Below are 421 nucleotides of genomic sequence, written 5' to 3' on the forward strand. Positions count from 1 at the left end.
CCGGTATCTCGACGTGCAGGATGGGGTTCATGTCCGCAGGATAACCGGATGCTGACACTGCCTTGCAGGTCCGTACTGGCATGCTGGACCGCCCTTTCCCCGCGGAGTCCTGCATGTCCCTGGCCGATCATCGTGGTGCGCTGGCACCGCTGGGCTTCCTGCGCGTGGCCATCAACCTGGGCAATCCAGTACTGGCGCAGGGGGACGCGCGCTCACCGCGCGGGCCGTCACTGGAACTGGCCACGGCATTGGCGCAGCGCATGGGCGTGCAGGCACGCTTCACCTGCCACGACGCCGCGGCCGCGGTGGTCGCTGCAGCCAGCAAGGATGCCTGGGACCTGGCCTTCCTGGCCATCGATCCGGCGCGCGCCGACCGCATCGCCTTCAGCGCCCCCTATGTGGAGATCGAAGGCACCTACCT

The 421-nt window shown here is 67.9% G+C and carries 1 protein-coding gene; it reads left to right on the forward strand.

From position 1 onward, the window contains the following. Nucleotides 1-113: 113 nt before the first annotated feature. On the forward strand, nucleotides 114-421 hold a 308-nt coding region (locus D7X55_RS46865; RefSeq protein WP_147470521.1), incomplete at its 3' end, for a transporter substrate-binding domain-containing protein.

The sequence above is a fragment of the Corallococcus sp. AB049A genome, from assembly GCF_003668885.1.
Classification (GTDB): domain Bacteria; phylum Myxococcota; class Myxococcia; order Myxococcales; family Myxococcaceae; genus Corallococcus; species Corallococcus interemptor.